Here is a 24,500-nt window from a genome sequence, read left to right as displayed (position 1 = left end):
TACGTGACGGCGGGCCGCGTGGCGTGCTCAGGTGCGCAAATCAAGCACGCCAATCAGGTGCGCAATTCAGCGACAAAGTCGTAGTAATCGTCGCGGCAATAGGTGTCGGTCAATTCGATCGCACGCTGGTCCGCGCTATACCCGATACGGGTAATGACCAGCAGCGCCGAGCGCGGTTCGATATCCATCAACGAGGCGATCTCGCTCGAAGCGTTGACCGCGCGAAAGTGCTGCAAGGCGCGCACGACAGCAGCGCCACGTTGTTCGAGATAGCTGTAAAGCGACACGCCGATGGCCAGCGGGTCGGGCACGATCGCCGCGGGCAACGCCGAATGCTCGACCGCCATCACGATGCCGTCCGCGCGCCGCAGGCGCCGCAGACTCGCCACCGCCGCACCGGGCGACAGGCCAAGGTGCACCAGCTCATCACGGTTGGCGGCGCGGATATCGCGCTCGAGCCACACCGAATCCGGCCGGAAGCCGCGCTGCTGCATTTTCTTGGTGAAGCCGGTAAGCCGCGACAGCGGGTCTTCGACGCGCGGCGTAATGAAGCTGCCCGCGCCCCGCGCCCGTCGGATCAAGCCTTGCTCGACCAGCAGCTCGATCGCCTTGCGCGCGGTGATGCGCGACACGCCGATCGCATCCGAGAGCGTGCGCTCCGACGGTAGCGCTTCACCCGCCGACCACACGCCGCAGTGGATCGCCGTCGCCAGATTGCGCGCGAGCTGCAAATAGAGCGGCGTGACGTTGCGGGCGTCAGGCATCAGTGCGGACCAGCGAGTTTCCATGGGGCTCCGGCGGTCGTCTTGAAGAGTGCGGCCTACGAAAATGAGAGCCCATTATATAACCAACATAATACCAGTCAACGGACTGGTCCCATGCTGGTATGGATTGACGGAGAGCCCTGCTGGATAAGCCTTAGAAGGTAATCTGGGGGCCTCGGAGGGTGGTTTACTGGGATCGGGATTTACCCGTATTCGAGACGCCGGTCAGCATTTTCGTGGTCCATATTGGTTCTCTTCCTCGCTGAGGAGACGTCCGGAAATCGATACCTGTCTGATACCACTTTGATGCGCTCCCTTAGCCACCCGGCTTTTTTAATGGGTTCCGTTCCAATATAGTGCTGTGTAGCAAGCCATAAAAATCCCCCGGGGAGCCGCATTTGACAGATTCCGAGGCGCTTCGGCGCGCTCAGGCCGTCCGCCATTTCAACCGCTTCTATACGCAGCACATTGGCGCACTGCATGAGCATTTGGCAAAGAGCGCCTTCTCGCTGACGGAAGTGCGCGTTCTGCATGAACTGTCCCGCGGACGCGCGCAGACGGCCTCGGTGCTCGGGCGCAACCTTGGCCTCGACAGCGGCTACCTCAGCCGCCTTCTGACCAGCTTCGAACGACGCAATCTGATTACGCGACGGCCGTCCGACTCGGACGCGCGTCAGTCGCTGATCGCCCTCACAGACAACGGTCATGCGGCCTACGCACCGCTCGATGCGGCAGCGATCGACGAAGTATCGATGGTGCTGAACAGCCTCACAGCACTCTCCCAGGACCAGTTGATCGCCGCGATGAAGGTGATCGAGCGGCTGCTCGACAGCAAGCCGCAGCACGAACTCGTAATCCTCCGGCAACCGCGCCCAGGCGACTGCGGCTGGCTCGTGCATCGGCAGGCGCAGTGGTTCGCCGCGCAACATGGCTGGGATCAATCGTTCGAAGGCTTGCTGGCCCGCGTCGTCGCCGATTACACGCAACGCAACGATCGGGTGCGCGAGATGTGCTGGGTTGCCGATCAGGAAGGCGTGGTGGTCGGCTCGGTGTGCATCGTCGGGGTCTCGACGACGGTGGCGGGCGTGCGGCTGTTGTGGGTCGAGTCGGACGTGCAGCGTCTTGGCATCGGCACGCAATTGATGAGCGAATGCGTGCGGTTCGCCCGGCGCGCGGGGTATACCAAACTCACGCTGACCACGGCCAGCACGCTGGAGGAACCGCGGCGGCTATGCGAACGCGCCGGCTTTAAGCTCGCCTGTGCGACAGCGGAGCGGCGCTTCGGCAAGGATCTGACGATCGAGCGATGGGAGCTGGAGTTGTAGGATCGCGCCTGGAGGTGCGTGCATCGGCGCATGCGGCCTACGGCAGATACGCACGCGCGGGCGAGCGGCAAACGGGCGCGTGCATGGGCGAAAAAAAACGCCACAGTTTCCCGTGGCGTTTTCGTTTTGCGGTTCCAGCGTCGATCGGATGGGGCCGCCTAGGTGCGATCGCGCTTAGAACGACGGCACCACCGAACCCTTGAACTGCGTCTTGATGAACTGGCGCACGTCTTCCGACTGGTAAGCCGCGACCAGCTTCTTGACCCACGGCTTGTCCTTGTCCTGCGCGCGCACGGCGATCAGGTTCGCGTACGGGCTGTGGATATCTTCGAGCGCGATCGCGTCTTTGGTCGGCTGCAGACCGGCGGCCAGCGCGAAGTTCGTGTTGATCGCGGCAGCATCGACATCCGACAGCGAGCGCGGCAGCTGTGCTGCGTCGAGCTCGAGCAGCTTGATCTTCTTCGGATTCTCGGCAACGTCGAGCGGCGTGGCGTTATTGCCGTTCGTGCCCGCGCCGGCCTTCAGCTTGATCACGCCTTGCGCCTGCAACAGCAGCAGCGCGCGGTTTTCGTTCGACGGATCATTCGGCACAGCGATCTTCGCGCCTTGCGCCAGATCCTTCAGCGACTTCAGCTTCTTCGAATAGATGCCGAGCGGCGAAATGTACGTCAGGCCGGCATTGACGATCTTGTAGCCACGTTGCTTGACCTGGCTGTCGAGGTACGGCTGGTGCTGGAAGCTGTTGGCGTCGAGGTCGCCGGCGTCGAGTGCGGCGTTCGGCTGCACATAGTCGTTGAATTCGACGACCTTCACATTCAGGCCTTCGCGCTTCGCCACTTTCGTGACGACTTCCCAGATTTGCGCATCCGGGCCGCCGATGGTGCCGACCTTGATGACCTTGTCGTCGGCGTGTGCGCCGAAGCTGGTAACGATCGCCGCACTGGCGACCACGGCCGAGAGGGCTTTAAGGATATTTCTGCGCTGCATGTGATTCTCGCTTTCTCTGATCGGTGTCAGATTCGGGTGGAAGCCGGCGGCGGCCCTACTGCGCTTGCGTGCTTATGGCCGTGCGCCGCCAACTGGGCCGCAAATGGTCTCATATGCCCGGCGAGATGGGAAATATCACGATCGCATATCGTTATGCACCTTGCGCGACGCCGTTCACGCGAAACGCACTCACGGTGTCGCGCAAACGCCCGGCCTGATCCTGCAACGAAGCCGCCGCAGCCGCTGCCTGCTCCACCAGCGCCGCGTTCTGCTGCGTCACTTCGTCCATCTGCGTGACCGCGCGGCCCACTTGCGAAATGCCGCTGCTCTGCTCCTCGGACGCCGCCGCGATCTCGCCCATGATGTCGGTGACGCGCTGCACCGCTTGCAGAATCTCGCCCATCGTCGTGCCCGCCTGCTGGACCAGCGTCGACCCGTTGTGCACGCGCTCCACCGACGCGCCGATCAACTGCTTGATCTCCTTGGCCGCCGTTCCCGAGCGCTGCGCGAGGCTGCGCACTTCCCCGGCGACGACCGCAAAGCCGCGGCCCTGCTCGCCTGCGCGCGCGGCTTCGACTGCCGCGTTCAGCGCCAGAATATTCGTCTGGAACGCAATGCCTTCGATCACACCGATGATGTCGGCGATCTGCCGCGAGCTGTCGTTGATCTCGCCCATCGTGCCGATCACGCGGCTCACCACGTCGTTGCCGCGCATCGCGATTTCCGACGCGTTGTGCGCCAGACCGCTCGCCTGACGCGCGTTGTCCGCGTTCTGCTTGACCGTCGCGGTGAGCTCTTCCATGCTCGCCGCCGTCTCCTGCAACGAGGCCGCCTGCTGCTCGGTGCGTTGCGACAGATCGCCGTTACCGGCGGCAATCTGCTGGGTCGCCGAGGCGATCGATTCCGCCGCGTGGCGGATCTCGCCGATGGTCCGTTGCAAACGGTTCTGCATGTCGTGCATGGCTGCCATCATGCTGGTCTTGTCCTGCGGACGAAGGTCGACGACCTGGGTGAGATCGCCCCTGGCGATGCTCGTCGCCAAGCGCGCCGCCTGTTCCGGCTCGCCGCCAAGACTCGCGCGCACATTGCGAATGATCAGCAGCATCGCCAGCGAAATGATCGCGCCGATCACCAGCACGACCAGCAGGTGGCCAAGCAGCGTTTCATAGTAGACCGTGTCGATATCCTTGATGAACACGCCGCTCGTGATGTTCCAGTCCCACGGCGCAAAACGCACCACGTAGCTGATTTTCGGCACCGCGGTTTCGCTGTGCGGCAAGCGCCCGCGATACTGCGCGAAGCCGCGGCCGGTCGCCTTGGCGGCGTCAACGATCGTCACATAGAGCAGCTTGCCGTCCGGGTCCTTGAAATCGCCGACGGGTTTGCCGGTCATTTGCGGCAGCGTCGGATGCATCAGCACGACCGGTTTCGAGTCCATCACGAACAGATAACCGGATTCGCCGTAGCGCATCGTCGCAAGGCGTGCGAGTGCTTCACGCTGTGCGTCGGCCTCACTCATCTTGCCGCTCTGCGAGAGCGCGTAATAGCCGTTCACGACGCCCTGCGCGGCATCGACGAGGTTCTTCATACCCGCCTTGCGCTCGGCCAGCATTGTGCTGCGCGTTTCGACCGCGCTCCACAGTCCGACGCCAAGCAGCCCCAGCCAGACGAGCGCGAGCGACAGCCATAGTTTGCGATTCAAACTCATCCTGCTCATTGTTGTGGTCTCTCTCGTGTGATTCGTACGCTGTTTGCGGTCTGAATTGCAATCCGATCGCGACTCGCGAACGTGCTTGCATAGCTGACGCGCAAACGATTGCCTCAGGTATATCGGCATGGCAGCCGTTCAACTTGAGGCAACTTGTAAGGAAGCAACGACAAGGGGGCGAGAGATGAATCGACGTTGACCATACGCAATGAATCGTCTGCTGACAGATAATCGGAGACCCATGCCCGCGAACCTCGACGGGCGGATTCAATTGCTTACGAGAACGCTCATGTACGTCATCAATCTCATCTACACCGCATCGCTCGAACGCGTCGACGACGCACTCGAAGCGCACCGCGCGTTTCTGACCAAGCAGTTCGAAGCAGGGGTTTTCGTGGCCGCCGGGCCGAAGGTGCCGCGCGACGGCGGCATCATTCTGGCGGTGCGCATCGAGCGCGATAAGCTGGATGAGATCCTCGCCAGCGACCCGTTCGCCGAGCAGAAGCTCGCACGTTACGAGGTGACGGAGTTCAAGGCGACGCGCCTCGCGCCCGGGATGAATTTGCCGATGCCGGCTTGAGAACGACAGCGAAGGAATTTGAATACGGGCGCGCGGCAGATGCACGCGCCCGTCTGCATCAATGCATCAATCGAGCAGCAGCTTGATATCGTGCACCCACGGTGTGGCGCCCTGGCCGTCACGTGCAAACAAACGCAGCTTGCCGTCCGGGTCGAACACATAGCTCGCCGCCGTGTGGTCCATCGTATAGCTATCGGGCGTCTTGCCCGGCACCTTCGCGTAGTACACGCGGAAGTCTTTCGTGATCTTGGTGAGTTGCGCCTGGTCCGCCGGACGCAAGCCGACGAACGTCGGATTGAACGCCGGCACGTATTGCGCGAGCAAAGCGGGCGTGTCGCGGTCAGGATCGACGGTGACGAATAGCACCTGCACCCGCTTCGCGTCTTCCGGGCCGAGTTGCTGGAGCGCTTGCGAGAGCTCGGCCATCGTGGTCGGGCAGACGTCAGGGCAATGCGTGTAGCCGAAGAACAGCACCACCACCTTGCCCTTGTAGTCCGCCAGCGTGCGAACTTTGCCGGACGTGTCGGGCAGCGAGAAGTCACTCCCGAATTGGGTATTGCCGGTGATGTCGAGGTTCTGGAACGCCGGCGGCTGCTTGCCGCAGCCCGCTGCCAGCAACGCGCCGCCGAGTGCGCAAGCGATCACGGTGACACGCGCGGCGGCACTCGCCGTGCGCACAAAGCGTTGTATAAGCATGGGTGTTACGCGCCGATCACGACGCGCGCATAGTGGTCGATCAACAGCGCGGCGAATAGCAGCGACAGATAAACGATCGAGTAACGGAAAGTCCTACGCGCCAGATCGTCGGAATATTCCCGATAGATCTTCCACGCATACGCGAGGAACACGGCGCCGAGCAACACGGCCGCCGCGAGGTACACCACACCGCTCATGCCGGAGATGAACGGCATCATCGTGACCGCGAACAGGATCACGGTGTACAGCAGAATATGCAGGCGCGTGTACTTTTCGCCGTGCGTGTTCGGCAGCATCGGCAGACCGGCGCTCTCGTAGTCTTTGCGGCGATACAGCGCGAGCGCCCAGAAATGCGGCGGCGTCCACACGAAAATGATCAGTACGAGAATCCATGCGTCGCCCGGCACGTGACCGGTGACAGCGGCCCAACCGAGCGCCGGCGGCATCGCGCCCGAGGCGCCGCCGATCACAATGTTCTGCGGCGTGGCGGGCTTCAACAGCAGCGTATAGATCACCGCATAACCAACGAAGGTGGCGAGCGTGAGCCACATGGTCAGCGGATTGGCGAACGTATAAAGCGTCCACATGCCGAGGCCGCCGAGCACGGCCGAAAACAGCAGGATCTGCGGGGTCGTAATTTCGCCGCGCGCGGACGGCCGCCACGACGTGCGACGCATCTTCGCGTCGATCTTCTGTTCCATCAGGCAATTGATGGCGAACGCCGCACCGGCCAACAGCCAGATGCCGACGGTGCCACCGATCAGGACGGTCCACGGCACCATGCCGGGCGTCGACAGAAACATGCCGATGACTGCGCAAAACACAGCGAGCTGCGTGACGCGCGGCTTCGTCAGGGCGATGTACTGGGAGACCCGGCTACCGGGCGTTTGGGAGAGAGTTGTGCTGTCCATGTGGGGTCACGCTGGCGCGGCATCGCGCGCAGGCAACACGGCGCGGCCGGGACGGCTATAAGCGATCCGAAAGTTTAACATAACGAGCAGCAGCAGCAGGATTGCGGCCCCCCCGTTATGGGCGACCGCAATGGGCAACGGCCATTGCAGGACGATGTTCGACAGGCCGGTGACGAACTGGATCAGCACCACCAGCAACACGCCGTTTGCCGGCCGCCGCAGCGACTCGAAACGGCGCAGTTTCAGCGCGAGCCACGCCAGATAGGCGACCACGACGATCGCAAAGGTGCGGTGGGTCCAGTGGATGGCGACCAGCGCATCTTGCGTGATCATGTCGCCGTCGCCGGTCATGCCGAGCGCGCGCCACAGGTGAAAGCCGTGCGCGAAGTCCATCGGCGGGATCCATTGGCCGTTGCAGGTCGGAAAGTCCGTGCAGGCGAGCACCGCGTAGTTGGTGCTGACCCAGCCGCCCAAAGCGATCTGCACGACCAGCAGCACGAGGCCGGCGATCGCTGCTGCGCGCCAACGCGCGGCTTCGGGCTCATAAGCCGGCAGCGGCGTTTGGCGCGCGGCCAGCCAGCCGAGCGTGCCGAGCAACGCGAGACCGAGCAGCAAATGGGTCGTCACGATGATCGGTTGCAGCTTCATGGTCACGGTCCACGCGCCGAACGCGCCCTGCACGAGAATCAGCAGCAGCAGCGAAGTCGGCCACCACGGCGACACGTGCAGCGGACGGCGCTTGATACGCGCCGTCCACGCAATCAAGGTCTGCGCGATGATCAGCACGCCGATCGCCATCGCAAAGTAACGGTGGATCATCTCGATCCAGGCCTTCGACATACTGACCGGGCCGGTGGGCATCAATTGATGCGCGGCGGTAATCGAGGCGTGCGCGATAAACGGCGACGACGTGCCGTAGCAGCCCGGCCAGTCGGGGCAGCCGAGACCGGAATCAGTGAGACGCGTGAAGCCGCCGAACATCACCAGATCCAGCGTCAGGAACGTGGTGAGCCAGACCAGCTTGCGGAATTTGCCGTCGTCGGCCTTGACCCAAATGTAGGACAGCGGCAACGCCGCGATACACAAGCCGATCAGGGCCAGTTGCAGTACGAACATCTTTCTTACCCTTGTTGCGGCATCAGCCGATGCTCGACCACTTGAGCAACTTGGTCACGTCACCCTTGATCTTGCTGGGGTTCGGATCTTTCGGGAAACGCATCATCAGATTGCCGTTCGGATCGACCATGTAGATGTGGTCGGTGAGTTGGGTGCCGGTGTCGGTCGGCAGCCATGCGGACACCTGCGCCGGGTTGGCGATCAGCATGTCGGTGCCGGGGTAGGCCTTTTGTATCACATCGGACACGTTGCCTGCATCGGTGCGCAGCCACACTTCGACGACGCGCTCGCGTTCCGGGCCCTGAGCTGCGCGGATTTGTCGCATGAAGTACAGCTTGGTGACACAGGCTTTATCGCATGCGCTGTTGTCGACGGAGATCAGCAACCAGCGGCCGCGCAAAGACGCGAGCTTGAGCGGCTTGCCGTCTTCACCCGTGACGACGAGCGAGTCGGGAATCGGCCGCTGTGGTTCGACCAGCATGCCGTAGCTCGTGCTGCCGCCGGTCGGCTTGACCACGTAATAAACGAAATACGACACGGCGATCGGCGCGGCGCAGATGACCGCCAGCAACAGCAGCATCCAGCGGCCGCGCTTCCACGATCCCGTGCCATTGGGTTGACCAGGCATCACTTTCGGAGCTACGGGTTTGCCGGCTTGCGGCGAACGGGGGGATTGCGTCGACACTACAGGACCTCTTTCAATGATTGCGCGGCTTCGGGGCCCTTGTTCAGGGCACGGGATACCGCGGGTGATGCGTTATGCGTTCGGCGCGTGCTCTTTCTTCGCGGCGCGGCGCGCGGCATACAGGCCGAAGACGAGGGCCGCGGCCGCCATGCCCCACCACTGGAACATGTAGCCATAGTTGCGCTCGACGCCGCTTGTCGGCGCCGGCCAGTCGCGCACCAGTTTGTCGCCGTCGTCGCTCAATTGCTGGATCACGAACGATTGCAACGGCAGCCCGGTTTCCGCAGCGTAGGCCGCCGTATCCAGATTCTGGCGGATCTTCTGATGCGCGGCCGACCCGCCCTGCCCCAGTTCAAAAGCACGCGAGGCATCGGCACGCGCAATGCCTTCGATTTCGATCTCGCCTTGCGGCGTCGCGTACGGCGCGATGGTCTCGCGATTGCTCGTGTTACGCGGCAACCAGCCGCGATTGACCAGCACATAACCGCCGTCGGTCAGTTTAAAAGGCATCACGACGTAAAAGCCCGGCTGGTCGTTATACGGGCGATTATCCAGATAGACGACTTTATCCGCGACGAAACTGCCGCGCGCCTTCACACGATGGAACTCGATGTCCTTCAGCTCGACCGGCGTAGTACTGACAGGCTGCGCGGGCGCGTCTTCGAACTGCGTGATGTGCGCCTCAAGCGCTTCCTTCTGATGCGCGCGGTCGCGCTGCCAGAAACCAAGCCGCACCGTCACCACGATGACAAACAGAATCAACAGCGCGGGAACCAGGCGGAACTTCATCGGACGCGCTCCACTACGGCTTCTGGCCTCGCCTGGAACGTACGGCAGACGCCGGCGCGCGGTGAGATAATAAACGTCTTGCCTCTGCGCTTTCTGGTTTCAGTTGGTTCCATGCACATTCTCGTTCCCATCGCCTTCGTCCTGATCATCGCCAGCATGGTGTCGGCGCTGTATTTCATGATGCATGACAAGGGCAAAACCAAGCGGATGGTCTGGTCGCTCGCCACGCGGGTGGGCCTGTCGATCTCGCTGTTCCTGTTCATCCTGTTCGCTCACTGGATGGGGTGGATTCAGTCGACCGGCATTCCTTACGGGCGTTGAGCTCGGCGGACAAGACGTCACTTCACCAGACTCACCAAACAAAACGCCGCCCTGACAGGGTCGAGGGCGGCGCTGCATAACTTGCGTACTGCTCGTGCGCCGCGCCCTTGAAAGGCGATGCGCGAACAACGGCCTGCACCCATTCCGGAAACCGGTTGGTTTCGCAGAGTATGCAGGCCAGACTGCGTTACAGCCAGTACACGACGACGTACAGCCCAAGCCACACGACGTCCACGAAGTGCCAGTACCAGGCGGCGCCTTCGAACGCAAAGTGATGCTCCGCCGTGAAGTGGCCGCGGATCAACCGCACCAGCACCACCGTCAGCATCGTGCCGCCGAGGAACACGTGGAAGCCGTGGAAGCCCGTCAGCAGGAAGAACGTCGAACCGTACACACCCGAAGACAGCGTCAGGTTGAGTTCGTTGTACGCGTGGTAATACTCGAAGCCTTGCAGGAACAGGAAGCAGACGCCGAGCACAATGGTAGCGGCCAGCCAGATGATCGCCTTCTTGCGATGATCTTCACGCAGGGCATGGTGCGAAACCGTCAACGTAGCACCCGACGACAGCAGCAGCGCCGTGTTGATGGTCGGTACCGGCCACGGCTGCATCGACTTGAAGGTCGAGACCAGCGCGGCCGGTCCGTTGTTCGGCCACACCGCCGAGAAATCCGGCCAGATCAGCTTGTAGTCGAGGCTACCGAGTTGATGCAGCGCGATTTCACGGGCATAGAACAGCGCGCCGAAGAAAGCACCGAAGAACATCACTTCGGAGAAGATGAACCAGCTCATGCTCCAGCGGTACGACTTGTCGACATTCTTGCCGTACATGCCGCCTTCCGATTCAGTGATCGCGTCGCCGAACCAGTGCCACAAGGTATAGAGCAGCCACAGCAGACCCACGGCGACGCCGAGCGGCGCCCAGTCATGCTCGTTGATCCATGCCGCAAGCGATCCGAGCATGACCAGCAACCCGGTAGCGGCGCTGATCGGATGCCGCGACGGATGCGGCACGAAATAGTACGGGCTCTCGTTTTGACCGCTCATTCTTGATTCTCCACTTCAGTCCAGTTGTTCCGGAATCTCCGGCTGTATCTTCGGCGGCGCGTCGATACCGCACCGCTTCACTCTAATTCGTGGGCTCTGCTTCGCCCTGTACGACACGTCCACCTGCCGGCTCAACCCACTACGGCGTGCACGATCAGGATCAGCACCCCGATCAGGATGGCTACGCTGATCAGCGCGGCTGCAAGCACATGCAGCGGGTTCAACTGCGTTGCGTCCGCTTCCAGATCGCGACGCTTGCGCACCCCAAAAAACGACCAGAACACCGCTTTCATCGACTGGCCAAAACTGCTCTTGCGTGGGCCGCCGCTGCTATCGTTCATTACGTCTTCTTCCTTCGCCTGGCGACTTTCACCGTCAGGCGGGGTTGGCGGTGGTTGCCGCCGTATTGGCCGTGGGCGCCGCGCTTCCGGCCGTCGCCGCTGCCGGCGTATTCAACTCAAAGAACGTGTACGACAACGTGATCGTTTTCACATCCTTCGGCAACTTCGGGTCGACCACGAACACCACCGGCAACCGCTTTGTCTGATTCGCAGTCAACGTCTGCTGCGTAAAGCAAAAACACTCGATCTTCTTGAAGTACTCGGTGGCCTGCTTCGGCGCGTAGCTCGGAATGGCTTGCGCCTGAATCGTGCGCGCCTGTTCGTTGCTGACCTCGTACATCACGGTTGTCACTTCGCCCGGATGCACGTCGAGACTGCGTTGCTCCGGCTTGAAACCCAGCGGGCCGCGCGCGTTCGCATCGAATTCGATCGAAATCGTGCGGCTCATGTCGACCTGCGTGTTCTTCGCCTCGCGCACTGTGGCATCACGCTGCACGAGGTTGTTAATGCCGGTGATCTGGCAGATCGCGCGGTACATCGGCACCAGAGCGAAGCCGAAACCGAACATCATCAACGCGACGACGAACAGCTTGATCAGCATCGAACGGTTAAAAGAGCGATCGGCCTGAGCCGGCGGTTGCGTCGACATCTCAATCCTCAACAAACCTGCAAACCAGACTCGAACTGCCGCGTCAGGTGAACCACTTTTGATGGATGATGACGCTCGCAAAAAAAGCCGCGGCGATGACAAACATCACAATACCTATCCGCCGGTTGCCCGCGCGAATCTGCTCGGGTGTACGTCTCTCTTGAGGATTGCGCGTCATGCTCGACTTTCTGAATACTTTCGTGACTACAGGGTGCCGCCACGGCTTGCGTGGCTGCCCGGTTCGGGCGGCGGCTTGCACGCCACCGCCGGAACCGGCAACCTCACTAAACGCCGATTATTCGACGGTCGGCGGGTGTTCGAACGTGTGGAACGGAGCCGGGCTCGGCACGGTCCACTCGAGGCCCGTTGCGCCGTCCCACGGCTTGTCGCCAGCCTTTTCGAGCTCGCCGCCGCCACGGTAGGCCGGCAGTGCAACCGCGAACAGGAAGTAGACCTGTGCCAGACCGAAGCCGAATGCGCCGATCGAGATCACCTGGTTCCAGTCCGTGAACTGCGCCGGGTAGTCAGCATAACGACGCGGCATGCCAGCGAGACCGACGAAGTGCATCGGCAGGAACGCGAGGTTGAAGAAGAACATCGACGCCCAGAAGTGGATCTTGCCGCGCGTTTCGTTGTACATCCAGCCGGTCCACTTCGGCGCCCAGTAGTACCAGCCGGAGAACAGCGCGAAGAGCGAACCCGCAACAAGCACGTAGTGGAAGTGCGCCACCACGAAATAAGTACCGTGGTACTGGATATCCAGCGGCGCCATGGCGAGCATCAGGCCCGACAGACCACCGAACGTGAACACCAGCAGGAAGCCGACCGCGAACAGCATAGGCGTTTCGAAGGACAGCGAACCGCGCCACATCGTCGCGACCCAGTTGAACACCTTCACACCCGTCGGCACGGCGATCAGCATCGTCGCGTACATGAAGAACAACTGGCCCGTCACCGGCATGCCGGTCGCGAACATGTGGTGCGCCCAGACCATGAACGACAGAATCGCGATCGACGAGGTTGCGTACACCATCGAGCTATAGCCGAACAGCGGCTTGCGTGAGAACGCCGGAATCACCTGCGACACGATCCCGAACGCCGGCAAGATCATGATGTACACCTCGGGGTGCCCGAAGAACCAGAAGATATGCTGGTACATCACCGGGTCGCCGCCGCCTGCCGCGTTGAAGAACGACGTGCCGAAGTGGCGATCGAACAGCACCATGGTGATCGCGCCTGCCAGAACCGGCATCACGGCGATCAGCAGGTACGCGGTGATCAGCCACGTCCAGACGAACATCGGCATCTTCATCAGCGTGAGGCCGGGTGCGCGCATGTTCAGGATCGTCACAACGATGTTGATCCCGCCCATGATCGACGAAGCACCCATCAAGTGGATCGCGAAAATCGCGAAGTCCATGCCCGGGCCCATCTGCGTCGACAACGGCGCGTACAGCGTCCAGCCCGCGGCGGTCGCGCCGCCCGGTGCGAAGAACGAACCGACCAGCAACACCGCGGCCACCGGCAGCAGCCAGAAGCTGAAGTTGTTCATCCGCGCAAAAGCCATGTCCGATGCGCCGATCTGCAGCGGCACCATCCAGTTCGCGAAGCCGACGAAGGCCGGCATGATCGCGCCGAACACCATGATCAGGCCGTGCATGGTGGTCAACTGGTTGAAGAACTCGGGGCGCATGATCTGCAGACCCGGCTCGAACAGTTCGGCACGGATCATCAGCGCCATCACGCCCCCGGAGAGGAACATGGTGAACGAGAAGATCAGGTACAGCGTACCGATGTCCTTGTGATTGGTTGCGAACAGCCAACGACGCCAGCCATGCGGCGTTTCGTGGGCATGGTCGCCGTGCACGTGCTCGTGGCCCGCGGTTACATCGTGTCCGATGCTAGACATGACAATCTCCTAATACGAATACTGCGGTGCTGACCATGAACACGTCAGGCAGCCGGGCTGATCTGGACACGCCGGGCTTCTTTCGCGTCGCCGCCGCCCGTGATCGTTTCCGGCTTTTTCAAAATAATATGGTCTTCGGCAATGCCGGCTGATTTCAGCGCGTCGCGCACGGCTTCGGCACGCGTCTTCGCGAGTTTCGCGTTGACGTCAGCCGAACCGGTGGCGTCGGTGTAGCCCGACAGCGTGAACTTTGCGTCCGGGTGTGCTTTCGCGTAAGCCGCGGCCGCCTCGACCGCCGCTTTCGCGTCAGCCGGCAGCGTGCTCTTGCCGGTCTCGAAGTAGACGTTTGCCGGCAATGCTGCTTGCGATGCTGCCGCGCTGTCCGAACCGGCCGCAGCCGAAGCAGCCGCTGCGCCCGAAGCTTCAGCACCCGCGCCGCTCGCTGCTGCGCCTGCGTCGGCCAGATGGTTGCCGCCTTCCGGCAGCTTGCCGTTACGCGCATCCAGCACTTGCTTCGGCTGGAGAATGTCGCCGGTGTGGTTGCCCCACGAATTACGTTCGAACGTGATGACCGAGGCGATTTCGACGTCGCTCAGCGTCGGCGCCCACGAAGGCATCGCATTCTTGCCCTTCAACACGATGCTCACGTGCTCGGCGATCGGGCCGTTGGCGACCTTGCTGCCGTCCAGCGCCGGGAATACGCCTGCACCCTTGCCGGTCGGCTGGTGGCAGACCGCGCAGTTCGATGCGTACACCTTGCCGCCGCGCTCCATCAGCTCGGCCATCGTGTAGGTCTTGTTCGGATCGTCCTGGCCAGCGGCCATTTTCTGCTTCTGCGTATCGACCCACTTCGCGTAGTCGTCTGCCGACAGCACTTCGACCACCACCGGCATGAACGCGTGTTCCTTGCCGCACAGTTCAGTACAGAAGCCGCGGAACGTGCCGGTCTTGTCAGCCTTGAACCACGTGTCGCGCACGAAACCCGGGATCGCATCCTGCTTCACGCCGAAAGCCGGCACGTACCAGGAGTGGACCACGTCGTTCGCGGTGGTGATGATGCGGATTTTCTTGTCGACCGGGACGACGAGCGGATTGTCGACTTCCTGCAGATACGTGGTGGAAATCGGTTCGCGGCCATCCGTCTCCGCACGCGGCGTGGCCAGCGTGGACAGGAAGCTGATGCCTTCGCCCGGACCCTTCACGTAGTCGTAGCCCCATTTCCACTGGTAGCCCGTGACCTTGATGGTGAGGTCGGCGTTGGTGGTGTCCTTCATCGCGACGACGGTCTTGGTGGCGGGGAGCGCCATCAGCACGACGATGATGAACGGCACGATCGTCCAGATGATTTCGACGGTGGTGCTTTCGTGGAAATTCGAAGCCTTGTGACCTTTCGATTTGCGGTGAGCAAAGATCGAATAGAACATCACGCCGAACACGCCGACGAAGATCACCAGGCAAAGAACCAGCATGAACATGTGGAGGCTGAAGAGCTCCTCAGCGATTTTTGTCGCCGGCGGCTGGAGATTGATCTCGTTGACGGCAGGGCCGCCCGGAACATCGCCCACTGCCAGGGCCGCACCGGCGAAAAGCAGTCCGCTCATCGCCAGCACGCCCATGAGGGCTCGCTTGATTGTTTTCATAGCTTCCTTACCCAAAATTTCCATTCAAACCCTCGACCCCGCTGGCAGGCTGTCTCACGCTCCCCCTGAACGCCGCGCGTCTCAACACGTCTAACACCGTGTGAGCCACATACGCAGTTCGCCTGCGAACTGCGCGCGCCGATACTGCGCGAGATGTTGCCCGATCATGATCGTCTGGCCGCGCGAGACCAGTTTGATCTGATCACGCGGCGTTGCACCCGGTTCGATCCGCACCCAGCGCGGATTGAATTCGAACTGCGTGAGCCGCTCGGCGCTGACCTGCTCGATCACAAGCCGGTTCTGAAACAACCGGACGCGCTCGTAATCGACAGCATGACGCGCATATATGGCAAACGCGATGCCCACCGCCAGCAATTCGATACCGGTGAACGGCAACACCAGCCAGGCGCCGACCAGAACCAGCATGAAAGCAATTGCCAACGAGAACAACGCAAGCGATACGTAGAAACCAACAAACTGCCGCGGCGATAATGAACAGTTGCGCTTCATCGTCCAGTCTTTGAGAACGGGTTCTGAATCCGCCAGCAGATCTGATGCTTCCATCGCTGCCTCCTGCCAACTGTCTCTAATCGCCTCCTGCGGCCATTGCTCGCGACCGCCGAACGGCCACTCAATCACCGTTGCGTCACTTCATGTTGCGGCCCTGTGCCTCGGGCCTGTCGCCCCAAATGTGGGAACTCCGGGCGACAAACTGACGCATTATAGGCGCGATCCATAGCATCCACAAGCAAGCCTCAATCGGCTCACAAGCCAGGTGCGACAAGCCTCCGCGCCGTTTTGGCACCACTTTCGCGCGTCTTTTGAAGCGGTAATTTCAGACATAACAGATGTCCTCTTTACCGCTTCATTGATTCCTTATCGATTCCTCGACGAACCTCGTCCGATATCCTCGAGCCGCACAATGCCGTGACCTTCAGCCGTGGTACGCGGCACGGCTTTCCAAGCGTGGCCGTAGATCACTTCGAAGGTCAGCGCGATCGTGCCGTCGGCGCGGCGACGGGCTTCGAGCGCCGCCAGCAAAGCCTTGTGCAGCCTGCGCGCGACGGCATTCGAGGTGGCCTCGCGCTCGAACGGATAGGCGCCCCAGCGGCGCACGTCCGCGAGCAGCGACTCGGGTGACTTATACGTAATAGTGAGCGTTTCCTGGTCCATCACCGGAATCTCGAAACCGCTCTCGACCAGCATATCCCCGAGGTCATGCATGTCGACAAAGTCGATCACATGCTTACGGGAAGCCACGCCGTGCGCGGCTTCGACCTCGGCGTAGGCGCCGCGCAATTCCTTCAGCGAATCGGGACCGAGCGTGCTGAACATCAGCAGGCCGTTCACTTTCAGCACCCGCTGCCACTCAGGAAACACGAGATCCGGCCGCGAGTGCCAGTGCAAGGCGAGATTGGACCAGATGAATTCGAAGGCGCCGGCCGCGAACGGGAGCGCCGAGAAGTCGGCTTGCGCGAAACGCGGACCACGGGCGCCGAGCGCCTTGCCGAGCGTTGCCGGCAGAAAGCGCCGCCAACTCGTGTCGCCGGAATCGTGGCGCAGCGCGCGCGCGAGCATTCCATGCGAGAGGTCGGTGCCGAACACCGGCGCCTCGGGAAAGCGTTCACGCAATGCGGGGATGTCTTCGCCCGCGCCGCAACCGGCGTCGAGCACGCTCGCCGGCGTGACCTTGATGTAGTCGAGACGCTCGCGCATGCGCTGCGCGATTTCGCGCGGCAGGAACGCGACGTCATCGAAAGTCACCGCGCGGCGGTCGAAAATCTGCCTGAGGCGCCGGGAATCATAGGCCGGACGGCCAGATTGAGACGAAGTTGGGGGCATGGGTGTCGTTCTGGCGTAGAGCACGAAGTATACTCGCTCGCTTCCTCCCCTTCAGCGTGAGAGGCCTTCGCGGGCGGTCCAATCATGCCATTCCGAAAATATTCTTCGTCTTCCGGCGGCCCGGCCGCAGGTTTTGCGCGTTTCGCGCACGGCATCTATTCAGCGTGGCCGCATGTGATACACGCCGCGTTGCCGAACCTGTGCGCACTGTGCGGCAATTTGTCGCATAAGACGTTATGTGCCGGTTGCGACGAAACGTATTGGAACGAAGGCAGGCTGCGATGCACGGTGTGTGCTGTCCCTTTGTCCGGAACGCGCCCGGCGGGTCACGCGCAATATCGCTGCGCGGATTGCATCGGCGAGCCACCGCCGTTCGACGCGACTTTTGCTCTCGCCGATTACCGCCAGCCGCTCGACGCCCTCGCGCTCGGCCTCAAATTCCGCGCCCGGCTGATGCTGGCGCGCGAGTTTGCACGACACCTTGCTCGTCTCGCGGGCGACTCATGGAAAGACGCGTCCGAAAAAGCCGATGTGCTCGCGCCTGTGCCGCTGGCGAGGCAGCGCCTTATCGAGCGTGGCTATAACCAGGCTTGGCAAATTGCCAGGCCATTGGCCCGCGCGCTGAATGTACGCAGCGACGCCACCTTGCTGCATCGTGTGATCCACACTGCGCCACAATCACGGCTCGATCTGGACGCGCGCCGGTTAAACGTAGGCCGCGCATTCGAAGTCATCAAACCGGTGCACGGCCTGCATGTCGGCATAGTCGACGATGTCATGACGACCGGCGCGACGCTCGAAGCGCTGGCACGTACGCTCAAAGCCGCCGGTGCCCGGCGCGTCACCAACTTCGTTTCCCTGCGTACGCCGAAAAACTAGTCTCTACCCGGTCTTTACCTGCTCTCATCATGTTCAATGTCGTTCTCGTCGAACCCGAAATCCCGCCGAACACCGGCAACGTCATCCGCCTGTGCGCCAACACCGGCGCGCGATTGCATCTGATCGAGCCGCTCGGCTTTCCACTCGACGACGCCAAGTTGCGCCGCGCCGGACTCGACTACCACGAGTACGCGCAGATGAACGTGCACGCCGACTGGACAGCGTTCGTCGCCAAGGAAGCGCCCGATCCCGCACGGATGTTTGCCTTCACCACCCGTGGCTCGGGCCGGTTTCACGAGCATGCGTTTCAATCCGGCGACTGGTTCGTATTCGGCGCCGAAACGCGCGGCCTGCCGGACACGGTGCTCGATCACTTCACCCATGAACAACGCGTGCGTCTGCCGATGCGGCCGGGCAACCGTAGCCTGAATCTCTCGAATACGGTCGCCGTGGTCGTGTTCGAAGCGTGGCGTCAGACCGGCTTCGACGGCGGCGCCTGACGGCGTTTCAATTCGGCTTCGTAAAGCGCGAGCATGGCATCGTCGAAACACGCGAACACCACGCGCTCGATCTTCGGCGTACGCGGCAAGGTTTCGAGTACGGTGCCGACGGCAATCCGCACCGCCTCGTCAGCGGGAAAATGGTAGATGCCGCAACTAATCGCGGGAAACGCCACGCTCGTGCAATGCGCCTGGTGCGCTACCTCGAGCGAGCGCTGATAGCAGGAGGCGAGCAGGTCGGCCTCGCCATGCGCCCCGCCCCGCCACACCGGGCCAACCGAGTGAATCACATGTTTGGCCGGCAAGCGGTAGCCGCCGGTGATCTTTGCGTCGCCGGTCGCGCAGCCGCCGAGCGCCTCGCACTCATGCAGCAATTCCTTGCCGGCCGCGCGATGAATCGCGCCATCCACGCCGCCTCCGCCTAACAACGAAGTATTCGCGGCGTTGACGATCGCGTCCACCGCGAGTGTCGTGATGTCGACCGCGCGCGCTTCTAGCGTCCAATTGTTGAAACTGAGCATGGGCAACCTCGCTGGTCCGAAGCGTCGATAAAACGTGGGACAGCGATGGCAGGCAGCCGTTCAGCGCGTTTCCGCGCCAAACGGCTGAAAGACGAGACTCATTCTGCTTTCGAATCGCGCCGCAGCAGGGCGCTGACGGCGTCGCGAGGCGCTACGCCGTCGAACAGCACGGCGCAAACTGCCTGCGTGATCGGCATCTCGATCGCATGCGCGCGAGCGATCGCCAGTACGGCTTGCGCACAACGCACGCCTTCGGCCACGTGACCGAGGCCACCGAGAATATCGTCAAGGGTACGGCCCGCGGCGAGCTGCAGGCCGACCGTGCGATTGCGTGACAGATCGCCCGTGGCGGTCAGGATCAGATCGCCGAGGCCGGTCAAACCGGTGAACGTCTCCGCCCGCCCACCGAGCGTCACACCGAGGCGCGACATTTCAGCGAGACCACGCGTAATCAGCGCCGCGCGCGCATTGAGACCGAGACCGAGACCATCGGCAATACCGGTGGCAATCGCCAGCACGTTCTTCACCGCGCCGCCCACCTCCACGCCGACGATATCGTCGCCGGTATAGATGCGCATGGCGCCATGATGAAACGCTGCGACCGTGCGCTCGCGGCACGTCAAAGACGTACTCGCGATCGTCAACGCGACCGGCAAGCCCTGCCCGACTTCGCGCGCGAAGCTTGGGCCGGACAACACGCCGTTACTGCCATGCCCCGGCAATTCAGCCGCGACCACCTGATGCGGCAACAACTGCGTGTCGGCTTCGAAACCTTTGCACAACCACACCACATGCGCCGGCACTTTTCCCGCGTCGTGCATCGCCCGGAACAGACCGCGCAGACCGGCGACCGGCGTCGCCACGACGCATAACGCGTCGTCGGCGAGCGCATGGTCGAGCGCTGCGTTCAGATCGGCTTCATAGCGAAGGGACGGCGGCAAAGCAACGCCCGCCAGATAGCGGGCGTTTTCGTGCGAAGCGGAGAGCTCGGCAATGAGCGCGGGTTCACGCGCCCACAGCACCGTGTCCTGCCGCGCGGCCAGATGGCCGGCGAGGGCTGTGCCCCATGCACCGGCGCCGAGGACAGCGACCTTCATAGCCGGCACCGAACGGACGCGTTAATGCGTGACGCCGTTTTGCGCCGCGCCTTCCTGGCCGCCCATTTGCGCGAGACGTTGCTCGTACAGCGCCTGGAAGTTGATCTCGGCGAGGTGGATCGGCGGGAAGCCTGCGCGGGTGATCGCGTCGGCGATGTTCGAGCGCAGGTACGGGAACAGGATCGTCGGGCAGGCAATGCCGACCAGCGGATCGATCTGCTCGGCCGGAATGTTGCGGATGTCGAAAATGCCGGCTTGCTTGGCTTCGATCAGGAACGCAACCTTGTCCGACACCTTGGCCGTGACCGTGCCCGTCACGAGGATTTCGAACACGGTGTCGGCGAGGCGCTCGGCCTTCACGTCGACTTCGACTTCGACCGACGGCATTTCCTGCTCGAGGAAGATACCCGGCGAATTCGGCTGCTCGAGCGACATGTCCTTCAGGTAGATGCGCTGGATGTTGAAGAACGGCTGGTTATTCTCGTCGGACATGATTGAGTGATTCCCTGATAGATATGCATGGCGGCGGCCCATGAGTACACGGGCCGCCAGATCGTTGCGGCGCATTGCCCGCCCTGAAAACGCGGGAGCGCACCGGCTTGTATTTCATCCGCCCCATTCACGCGCCGGCTGGCGCGTGAATTCAGGCAACTTCGTTCAGGCAGCTTCGAGCAGAGGCATCAGACCGCCCGCGCGATCGAGCGCGGACAGGTCATCGTACCCGCCGACATGCGTCTCGCCGATGAACACCTGCGGCACCGTACGGCGACCGGTCCGGGTCATCATTTCTTCACGCCGGGCCGGGTCCTTGTCGATCAGTACCTTTTCAACGTGCTCGACGCCGCGCGACTTTAAAAGACGTTCGGCCATCTGGCAATACGGGCACACCTGCGTGCTGTACATGATCACTTTGTTCACTTGGCTGCTCCTTGTTTCACAACCGGCATGCCGGCCTTCTGCCAGGCGTCGACACCGCCTTCGAGAACATGGACTTCGGCGTATCCGGCATCTTGCACGATACGCGCCGCCTTGTTCGACTGCTGGCCGGTCTGGCATACCAGCAGCACCGGGTTGGTCTTGTTTTTCACGAGTTGCGCGACTTTCGCCTGCAACTCGGCAAATTCAAGCTGCCGCGCCGCGGGCAAATGGCCCTTAGCAAAATCAGCGGACGGACGCAGATCGATGACCGTTGCATTGCGCCGGTTGATCAGTTGGGTCGCCTCAGCGGCCGACAGGCCTCCACGGCCACGCCGGCTGATCGTCGGCCACAGCAGCAACCCACCGGAGATGAGGACGATTGCGATCAGTACAAGGTTTGTGTAATCAGTGAAAAACTTCACGGAAAATCCGCCGAAAAAGAGAGAAATCGAAAAGGGCAATCCACCCATTATAAAATAACCGTCTGACGCGATGGCGGCGCTCCTTCAGAGGACCCTCGCAACGCTTTACCGCTTCCTTACTACCGACCGGCAATCTCATGTACAAACTCGTTCTCATCCGCCACGGCGAATCGACGTGGAACAAGGAAAACCGCTTCACAGGCTGGGTCGACGTCGACCTGACCGAAAAGGGCAATCATGAAGCGCAACAGGCGGGCGTGCTGCTGAAAGAATCGGGCTTCACCTTCGATATCGCCTACACGTCAGTGCTCAAGCGCGCGATCCGCACCTTGTGGCACGTGCAGGACCAGATGGATCTGATGTATCTGCCGGTCGTGCATTCGTGGCGTCTGAACGAGCGCCACTACGGCGCGCTGTCGGGCCTGAACAAGGCGGAAACCGCCGCGAAATTCGGCGACGAACAGGTGCTGGTCTGGCGCCGCAGCTACGACACGCCGCCGCCGGCGCTCGATCCGTCGGACGACCGCGCACCCTACAGCGATCCGCGCTACGCCAAGGTGCCGCGCGAACAATTGCCGCTGACCGAGTGCCTGAAAGACACCGTTGCGCGCGTTCTGCCGTTGTGGAACGAGTCGATTGCGCCGGCCATCAAATCGGGCCGCAAGGTCGTGATTGCAGCGCACGGCAACTCGATCCGCGCCATGGTCAAGTACCTCGACGATATTTCGGACGACGACATCGTCGGCCTGAATATCCCGAACGGCGTACCGCTCGTCTATGAGCTCGACGAAAATCTGAAGCCGATCAAGAGCTACTATCTGGGCGACCAGGACGCGATTGCGAAGGCGCAGGCCGCCGTTGCCCAGCAAGGCAAGGCGGGCTAAACCCATCCGTAGCCGCAGCCCCGCGGCGAAAAATGCAGCGGGGTTGCAGCAAACGGACCGGCCCGCGCCGGCGCCAGATGCCGGCCGGGGCGCGGTCCGCATCTGGCGAGCGCGCCATCTGGCTGCCATCTTGCTGTTACCGCACATTACTTCATCACCGCGGCGCCTATCTCAAGAACCAGGCCTGACCGAGGTTGTCGAATCACGATAGCCTGTGCTGCGCCCTGACTGGGCGGGTGTGCAGTTATACTTGTCCGTCCCCATCTCTATCGACGCTGCCACGCGCTTCCGACCGCAACAGACTCTATGCGAAAGAACCTGAAAAATATCGGCCTGATTGCCGCGGGCCTTGCTACCGGCGTATTTGCCACCCTGCAACTGTCCGCCTCGGCCCAGCAACCCGCCAGCGCCGCCTCGAGCGCCGTGGCACCGCTGCCGCTGGACCAACTCAGGCTGTTTGCCGAAGTTTTCGGGCAAATCAAGCATGAATACGTCGAACCGGTCGACGACAAAAAGCTCCTCACCGCCGCGATCAAGGGCATGGTGTCGAGCCTCGACCCGCACTCGTCGTATCTCGACAAGACCGATTACGAAGAACTGCAGGAGCAGACCAAGGGTCGCTTCGCGGGTCTCGGCATCGAAATTTCGTCCGAAGACGGCCTGATCAAGGTGATCTCGCCGATTGAAGACACGCCAGCATTCCGCGCCGGCATCCGTCCGGGCGACCTGATCACCCGCATCAACGACAAACCCGTGCGCGGCATGACGCTGGATCAAGCCGTCAAGCAGATGCGCGGCGATCCGGGCACCAAGGTCACGCTCACGATCTTCCGCAAGACCGACGACCGTACGTTCCCGCTCACGGTGACGCGTGCAATCATCAAGGTCCAGTCGGTCAAGATGAAGATCCTGGCACCGGGCTACGCGTATATCCGCATCACCAGCTTCCAGGAACGCACCACGCCTGATCTGGCCGCCAAGCTGCAAGACATCGCGCGCCAACAGCCGAACCTGAAGGGTCTCGTGCTCGATCTGCGCAATAACGGCGGCGGTCTGCTGCAAAGCGCGGTCGGCGTGGCCGGCGCGTTCCTGCCGGCGGATTCGGTGGTGGTGTCCACCAATGGCCAGATTCCGGATTCGAAGCAGGTCTATCGCGACACGTACGATAACTACCGCCTGCAATCGTTCGACAGCGATCCGCTGAAAGATGAAGCACCGATCTTCAAGACTGTGCCGATGATCGTGCTGACCAACGCCTACTCGGCGTCGGCTTCGGAAATCGTCGCGGGCGCGCTGCAGGATCAGCATCGTGCGCTGATTGTCGGCAAGACCACCTTCGGCAAGGGCTCGGTGCAAACCGTCCGCCCGATGACGGCCGACACTGCCCTGCGTCTGACCACGGCGTACTACTACACGCCGAGCGGCCGTTCGATCCAGAACAAGGGCATCCGTCCTGACATCGCGGTCGATCAGTACGCGGAAGGCGATCCGGACGACGCGTTGGTGACCCGCGAAGTCGACTACTCGAACCACCTTGCGAACACGCAGGATCCGAACGAGAAGAAGGAAGCGGATCAGCGCGAACAGGAGCGCATGGACCAACTGCGCCAGCTTGAAGAGCAGAACGACAAGAAGACGCCGGAACAGCGTCAGAAGGATCGTGAGCGCAAGCCGGTCGAGTTCGGTTCGACCGACGACTTCATGCTGCAACAGGCGCTGAACAAGCTGGAAGGCAAGCCGGTAATGGAATCGAAGTCGCTGACCGAGCGGCGTCTGGCGCAGAACAAGCCGGCAACGTCGGCGTCCGCGCCGGTCGCGGTGAAGCCGACGCAACCGGTGCCGGGCGCATCGGTCCCGGCCTCGGCACCTGCCGCGCAAAGCAACTAAGTAAGCAGCAAACCCGACGTGGGGTTGGCGGCGCAACCCGCGGCCAGGGGCCGACGCCGCCCCCCCCCCCGCCCCCCCCCCCCA

At 62.2% G+C, this 24,500-nt stretch carries 28 protein-coding genes; 7 read left to right on the top strand and 21 right to left on the bottom strand.

Annotation, left to right across the window (positions count from 1 at the left end; all coding sequences use genetic code 11):
- Nucleotides 1-53: 53 nt before the first annotated feature.
- Complete coding sequence (locus PQQ96_RS18745; protein ID WP_074285541.1) at nt 54-788, bottom strand: GntR family transcriptional regulator; 735 nt, start codon at nt 786-788, stop codon at nt 54-56.
- Nucleotides 789-1,162: 374 nt separating this feature from the next.
- Here PQQ96_RS18745 and PQQ96_RS18740 point away from each other — a divergent pair, with 374 nt between their 5' ends.
- Nucleotides 1,163-2,089 carry a bifunctional helix-turn-helix transcriptional regulator/GNAT family N-acetyltransferase gene (locus PQQ96_RS18740; RefSeq protein ID WP_408294780.1) on the top strand — a complete coding sequence of 309 codons (927 nt, stop codon included), beginning with the start codon at nt 1,163-1,165 and terminating at the stop codon, nt 2,087-2,089.
- A 174-nt stretch (nt 2,090-2,263) separates the two neighbouring features.
- On the opposite strand, the gene PQQ96_RS18735 is transcribed toward PQQ96_RS18740, so the two are convergent.
- Nucleotides 2,264-3,076 (bottom strand): MetQ/NlpA family ABC transporter substrate-binding protein, encoded by an 813-nt coding sequence (locus PQQ96_RS18735; RefSeq protein WP_408294777.1) that lies wholly within the window; start codon nt 3,074-3,076, stop codon nt 2,264-2,266.
- 151 nt (nt 3,077-3,227) lie between these two features.
- Complete coding sequence (locus PQQ96_RS18730; protein WP_408294774.1) at nt 3,228-4,793, bottom strand: methyl-accepting chemotaxis protein; 1,566 nt, start codon at nt 4,791-4,793, stop codon at nt 3,228-3,230.
- A 280-nt stretch (nt 4,794-5,073) separates the two neighbouring features.
- On the opposite strand from PQQ96_RS18730, the gene PQQ96_RS18725 reads away from it, so the two are divergent.
- Nucleotides 5,074-5,364 (top strand): YciI family protein, encoded by a 291-nt coding sequence (locus tag PQQ96_RS18725; RefSeq protein WP_201072279.1) that lies wholly within the window; start codon nt 5,074-5,076, stop codon nt 5,362-5,364.
- A 66-nt stretch (nt 5,365-5,430) separates the two neighbouring features.
- Here the strand turns inward: PQQ96_RS18725 and PQQ96_RS18720 are convergent, their stop codons facing one another.
- The 5 genes from PQQ96_RS18720 to PQQ96_RS18700 all read right to left on the bottom strand — a co-directional run bounded on the left by PQQ96_RS18720 (nt 5,431) and on the right by PQQ96_RS18700 (nt 9,561).
- A complete protein-coding gene (locus PQQ96_RS18720; RefSeq protein WP_408294770.1) occupies nt 5,431-6,060 on the bottom strand; it encodes an SCO family protein in 630 nt (209 codons plus the stop codon).
- 5 nt (nt 6,061-6,065) lie between these two features.
- A complete protein-coding gene (gene cyoE / locus PQQ96_RS18715) occupies nt 6,066-6,971 on the bottom strand; it encodes a heme o synthase (protein ID WP_408294767.1) in 906 nt (301 codons plus the stop codon).
- Between the two features lie 6 nt (nt 6,972-6,977).
- Nucleotides 6,978-8,087 carry a COX15/CtaA family protein gene (locus PQQ96_RS18710; protein ID WP_408294764.1) on the bottom strand — a complete coding sequence of 370 codons (1,110 nt, stop codon included), beginning with the start codon at nt 8,085-8,087 and terminating at the stop codon, nt 6,978-6,980.
- 22 nt (nt 8,088-8,109) lie between these two features.
- Complete coding sequence (locus PQQ96_RS18705; protein ID WP_408294762.1) at nt 8,110-8,772, bottom strand: SCO family protein; 663 nt, start codon at nt 8,770-8,772, stop codon at nt 8,110-8,112.
- Between the two features lie 72 nt (nt 8,773-8,844).
- Complete coding sequence (locus PQQ96_RS18700) at nt 8,845-9,561, bottom strand: SURF1 family protein (RefSeq protein WP_408294759.1); 717 nt, start codon at nt 9,559-9,561, stop codon at nt 8,845-8,847.
- A 111-nt stretch (nt 9,562-9,672) separates the two neighbouring features.
- Here PQQ96_RS18700 and PQQ96_RS18695 point away from each other — a divergent pair, with 111 nt between their 5' ends.
- Nucleotides 9,673-9,882: a twin transmembrane helix small protein gene (locus PQQ96_RS18695; RefSeq protein ID WP_007179452.1), complete on the top strand. Its 210-nt coding sequence runs from the start codon at nt 9,673-9,675 to the stop codon at nt 9,880-9,882.
- 187 nt (nt 9,883-10,069) lie between these two features.
- On the opposite strand, the gene PQQ96_RS18690 is transcribed toward PQQ96_RS18695, so the two are convergent.
- The 8 genes from PQQ96_RS18690 to PQQ96_RS18655 all read right to left on the bottom strand — a co-directional run bounded on the left by PQQ96_RS18690 (nt 10,070) and on the right by PQQ96_RS18655 (nt 17,308).
- Entirely contained in the window at nt 10,070-10,927 is an 858-nt protein-coding gene (locus tag PQQ96_RS18690) for a cytochrome c oxidase subunit 3 (RefSeq protein ID WP_408294757.1), read from the bottom strand.
- A 131-nt stretch (nt 10,928-11,058) separates the two neighbouring features.
- Nucleotides 11,059-11,268: a DUF2970 domain-containing protein gene (locus tag PQQ96_RS18685; protein WP_408294754.1), complete on the bottom strand. Its 210-nt coding sequence runs from the start codon at nt 11,266-11,268 to the stop codon at nt 11,059-11,061.
- 34 nt (nt 11,269-11,302) lie between these two features.
- Nucleotides 11,303-11,917 (bottom strand): cytochrome c oxidase assembly protein, encoded by a 615-nt coding sequence (locus PQQ96_RS18680; RefSeq protein WP_175051996.1) that lies wholly within the window; start codon nt 11,915-11,917, stop codon nt 11,303-11,305.
- A 43-nt stretch (nt 11,918-11,960) separates the two neighbouring features.
- The gene (locus PQQ96_RS18675; protein ID WP_220700811.1) at nt 11,961-12,095 is read right to left on the bottom strand and encodes a cytochrome oxidase small assembly protein; all 135 of its coding nucleotides are present in this window, start codon (nt 12,093-12,095) and stop codon (nt 11,961-11,963) included.
- 117 nt (nt 12,096-12,212) lie between these two features.
- Nucleotides 12,213-13,826, bottom strand: a complete 1,614-nt coding sequence (gene ctaD / locus PQQ96_RS18670) for a cytochrome c oxidase subunit I (protein WP_120297519.1) — start codon at nt 13,824-13,826, stop codon at nt 12,213-12,215.
- A gap of 44 nt (nt 13,827-13,870) precedes the next feature.
- On the bottom strand, nt 13,871-15,490 hold the full coding sequence (coxB, locus tag PQQ96_RS18665) for a cytochrome c oxidase subunit II (RefSeq protein ID WP_408294749.1): 1,620 nt from the start codon (nt 15,488-15,490) through the stop codon (nt 13,871-13,873).
- A 66-nt stretch (nt 15,491-15,556) separates the two neighbouring features.
- Nucleotides 15,557-16,030 carry a DUF2244 domain-containing protein gene (locus PQQ96_RS18660; protein WP_074285554.1) on the bottom strand — a complete coding sequence of 158 codons (474 nt, stop codon included), beginning with the start codon at nt 16,028-16,030 and terminating at the stop codon, nt 15,557-15,559.
- 312 nt (nt 16,031-16,342) lie between these two features.
- Nucleotides 16,343-17,308, bottom strand: a complete 966-nt coding sequence (locus PQQ96_RS18655; RefSeq protein ID WP_408294745.1) for a methyltransferase domain-containing protein — start codon at nt 17,306-17,308, stop codon at nt 16,343-16,345.
- A gap of 84 nt (nt 17,309-17,392) precedes the next feature.
- Here PQQ96_RS18655 and PQQ96_RS18650 point away from each other — a divergent pair, with 84 nt between their 5' ends.
- Together PQQ96_RS18650 and trmL are read left to right on the top strand one after the other, a co-directional pair.
- A complete protein-coding gene (locus tag PQQ96_RS18650) occupies nt 17,393-18,187 on the top strand; it encodes a ComF family protein (protein WP_408294742.1) in 795 nt (264 codons plus the stop codon).
- A gap of 29 nt (nt 18,188-18,216) precedes the next feature.
- On the top strand, nt 18,217-18,687 hold the full coding sequence (trmL, locus tag PQQ96_RS18645; RefSeq protein ID WP_408294739.1) for a tRNA (uridine(34)/cytosine(34)/5-carboxymethylaminomethyluridine(34)-2'-O)-methyltransferase TrmL: 471 nt from the start codon (nt 18,217-18,219) through the stop codon (nt 18,685-18,687).
- Here the strand turns inward: trmL and PQQ96_RS18640 are convergent.
- The 5 genes from PQQ96_RS18640 to PQQ96_RS18620 all read right to left on the bottom strand — a co-directional run bounded on the left by PQQ96_RS18640 (nt 18,660) and on the right by PQQ96_RS18620 (nt 21,645).
- A complete protein-coding gene (locus tag PQQ96_RS18640; protein ID WP_408294736.1) occupies nt 18,660-19,208 on the bottom strand; it encodes an O-acetyl-ADP-ribose deacetylase in 549 nt (182 codons plus the stop codon). The genes trmL and PQQ96_RS18640 overlap by 28 nt on opposite strands.
- Before the next feature lie 98 nt (nt 19,209-19,306).
- Nucleotides 19,307-20,305 carry an NAD(P)H-dependent glycerol-3-phosphate dehydrogenase gene (locus PQQ96_RS18635; RefSeq protein ID WP_408294733.1) on the bottom strand — a complete coding sequence of 333 codons (999 nt, stop codon included), beginning with the start codon at nt 20,303-20,305 and terminating at the stop codon, nt 19,307-19,309.
- A gap of 21 nt (nt 20,306-20,326) precedes the next feature.
- Nucleotides 20,327-20,797, bottom strand: coding sequence for a protein-export chaperone SecB (secB, locus tag PQQ96_RS18630; protein ID WP_054035743.1), 471 nt, complete (start codon nt 20,795-20,797; stop codon nt 20,327-20,329).
- A gap of 165 nt (nt 20,798-20,962) precedes the next feature.
- On the bottom strand, nt 20,963-21,223 hold the full coding sequence (grxC, locus tag PQQ96_RS18625) for a glutaredoxin 3 (RefSeq protein ID WP_028199035.1): 261 nt from the start codon (nt 21,221-21,223) through the stop codon (nt 20,963-20,965).
- The gene (locus PQQ96_RS18620) at nt 21,220-21,645 is read right to left on the bottom strand and encodes a rhodanese-like domain-containing protein (protein ID WP_408294730.1); all 426 of its coding nucleotides are present in this window, start codon (nt 21,643-21,645) and stop codon (nt 21,220-21,222) included. Before PQQ96_RS18620 ends, grxC begins: the two co-directional genes overlap by 4 nt.
- 137 nt (nt 21,646-21,782) lie before the next feature.
- On the opposite strand from PQQ96_RS18620, the gene gpmA reads away from it, so the two are divergent.
- A complete protein-coding gene (gpmA, locus tag PQQ96_RS18615) occupies nt 21,783-22,529 on the top strand; it encodes a 2,3-diphosphoglycerate-dependent phosphoglycerate mutase (protein WP_408294727.1) in 747 nt (248 codons plus the stop codon).
- Nucleotides 22,530-22,835: 306 nt separating this feature from the next.
- Nucleotides 22,836-24,416, top strand: a complete 1,581-nt coding sequence (locus tag PQQ96_RS18610; RefSeq protein WP_408294724.1) for a S41 family peptidase — start codon at nt 22,836-22,838, stop codon at nt 24,414-24,416.
- The last annotated feature ends 84 nt before the right edge of the window (nt 24,417-24,500 follow it).

Origin of the sequence: Paraburkholderia sediminicola (assembly GCF_046027825.1) — a bacterium.
Taxonomy (GTDB): Bacteria; Pseudomonadota; Gammaproteobacteria; order Burkholderiales; family Burkholderiaceae; genus Paraburkholderia; species Paraburkholderia sediminicola_D.
The sequence above is the reverse complement of the archived record's forward strand: the minus strand, read 5'-3'. Positions and strand labels throughout refer to the sequence as shown.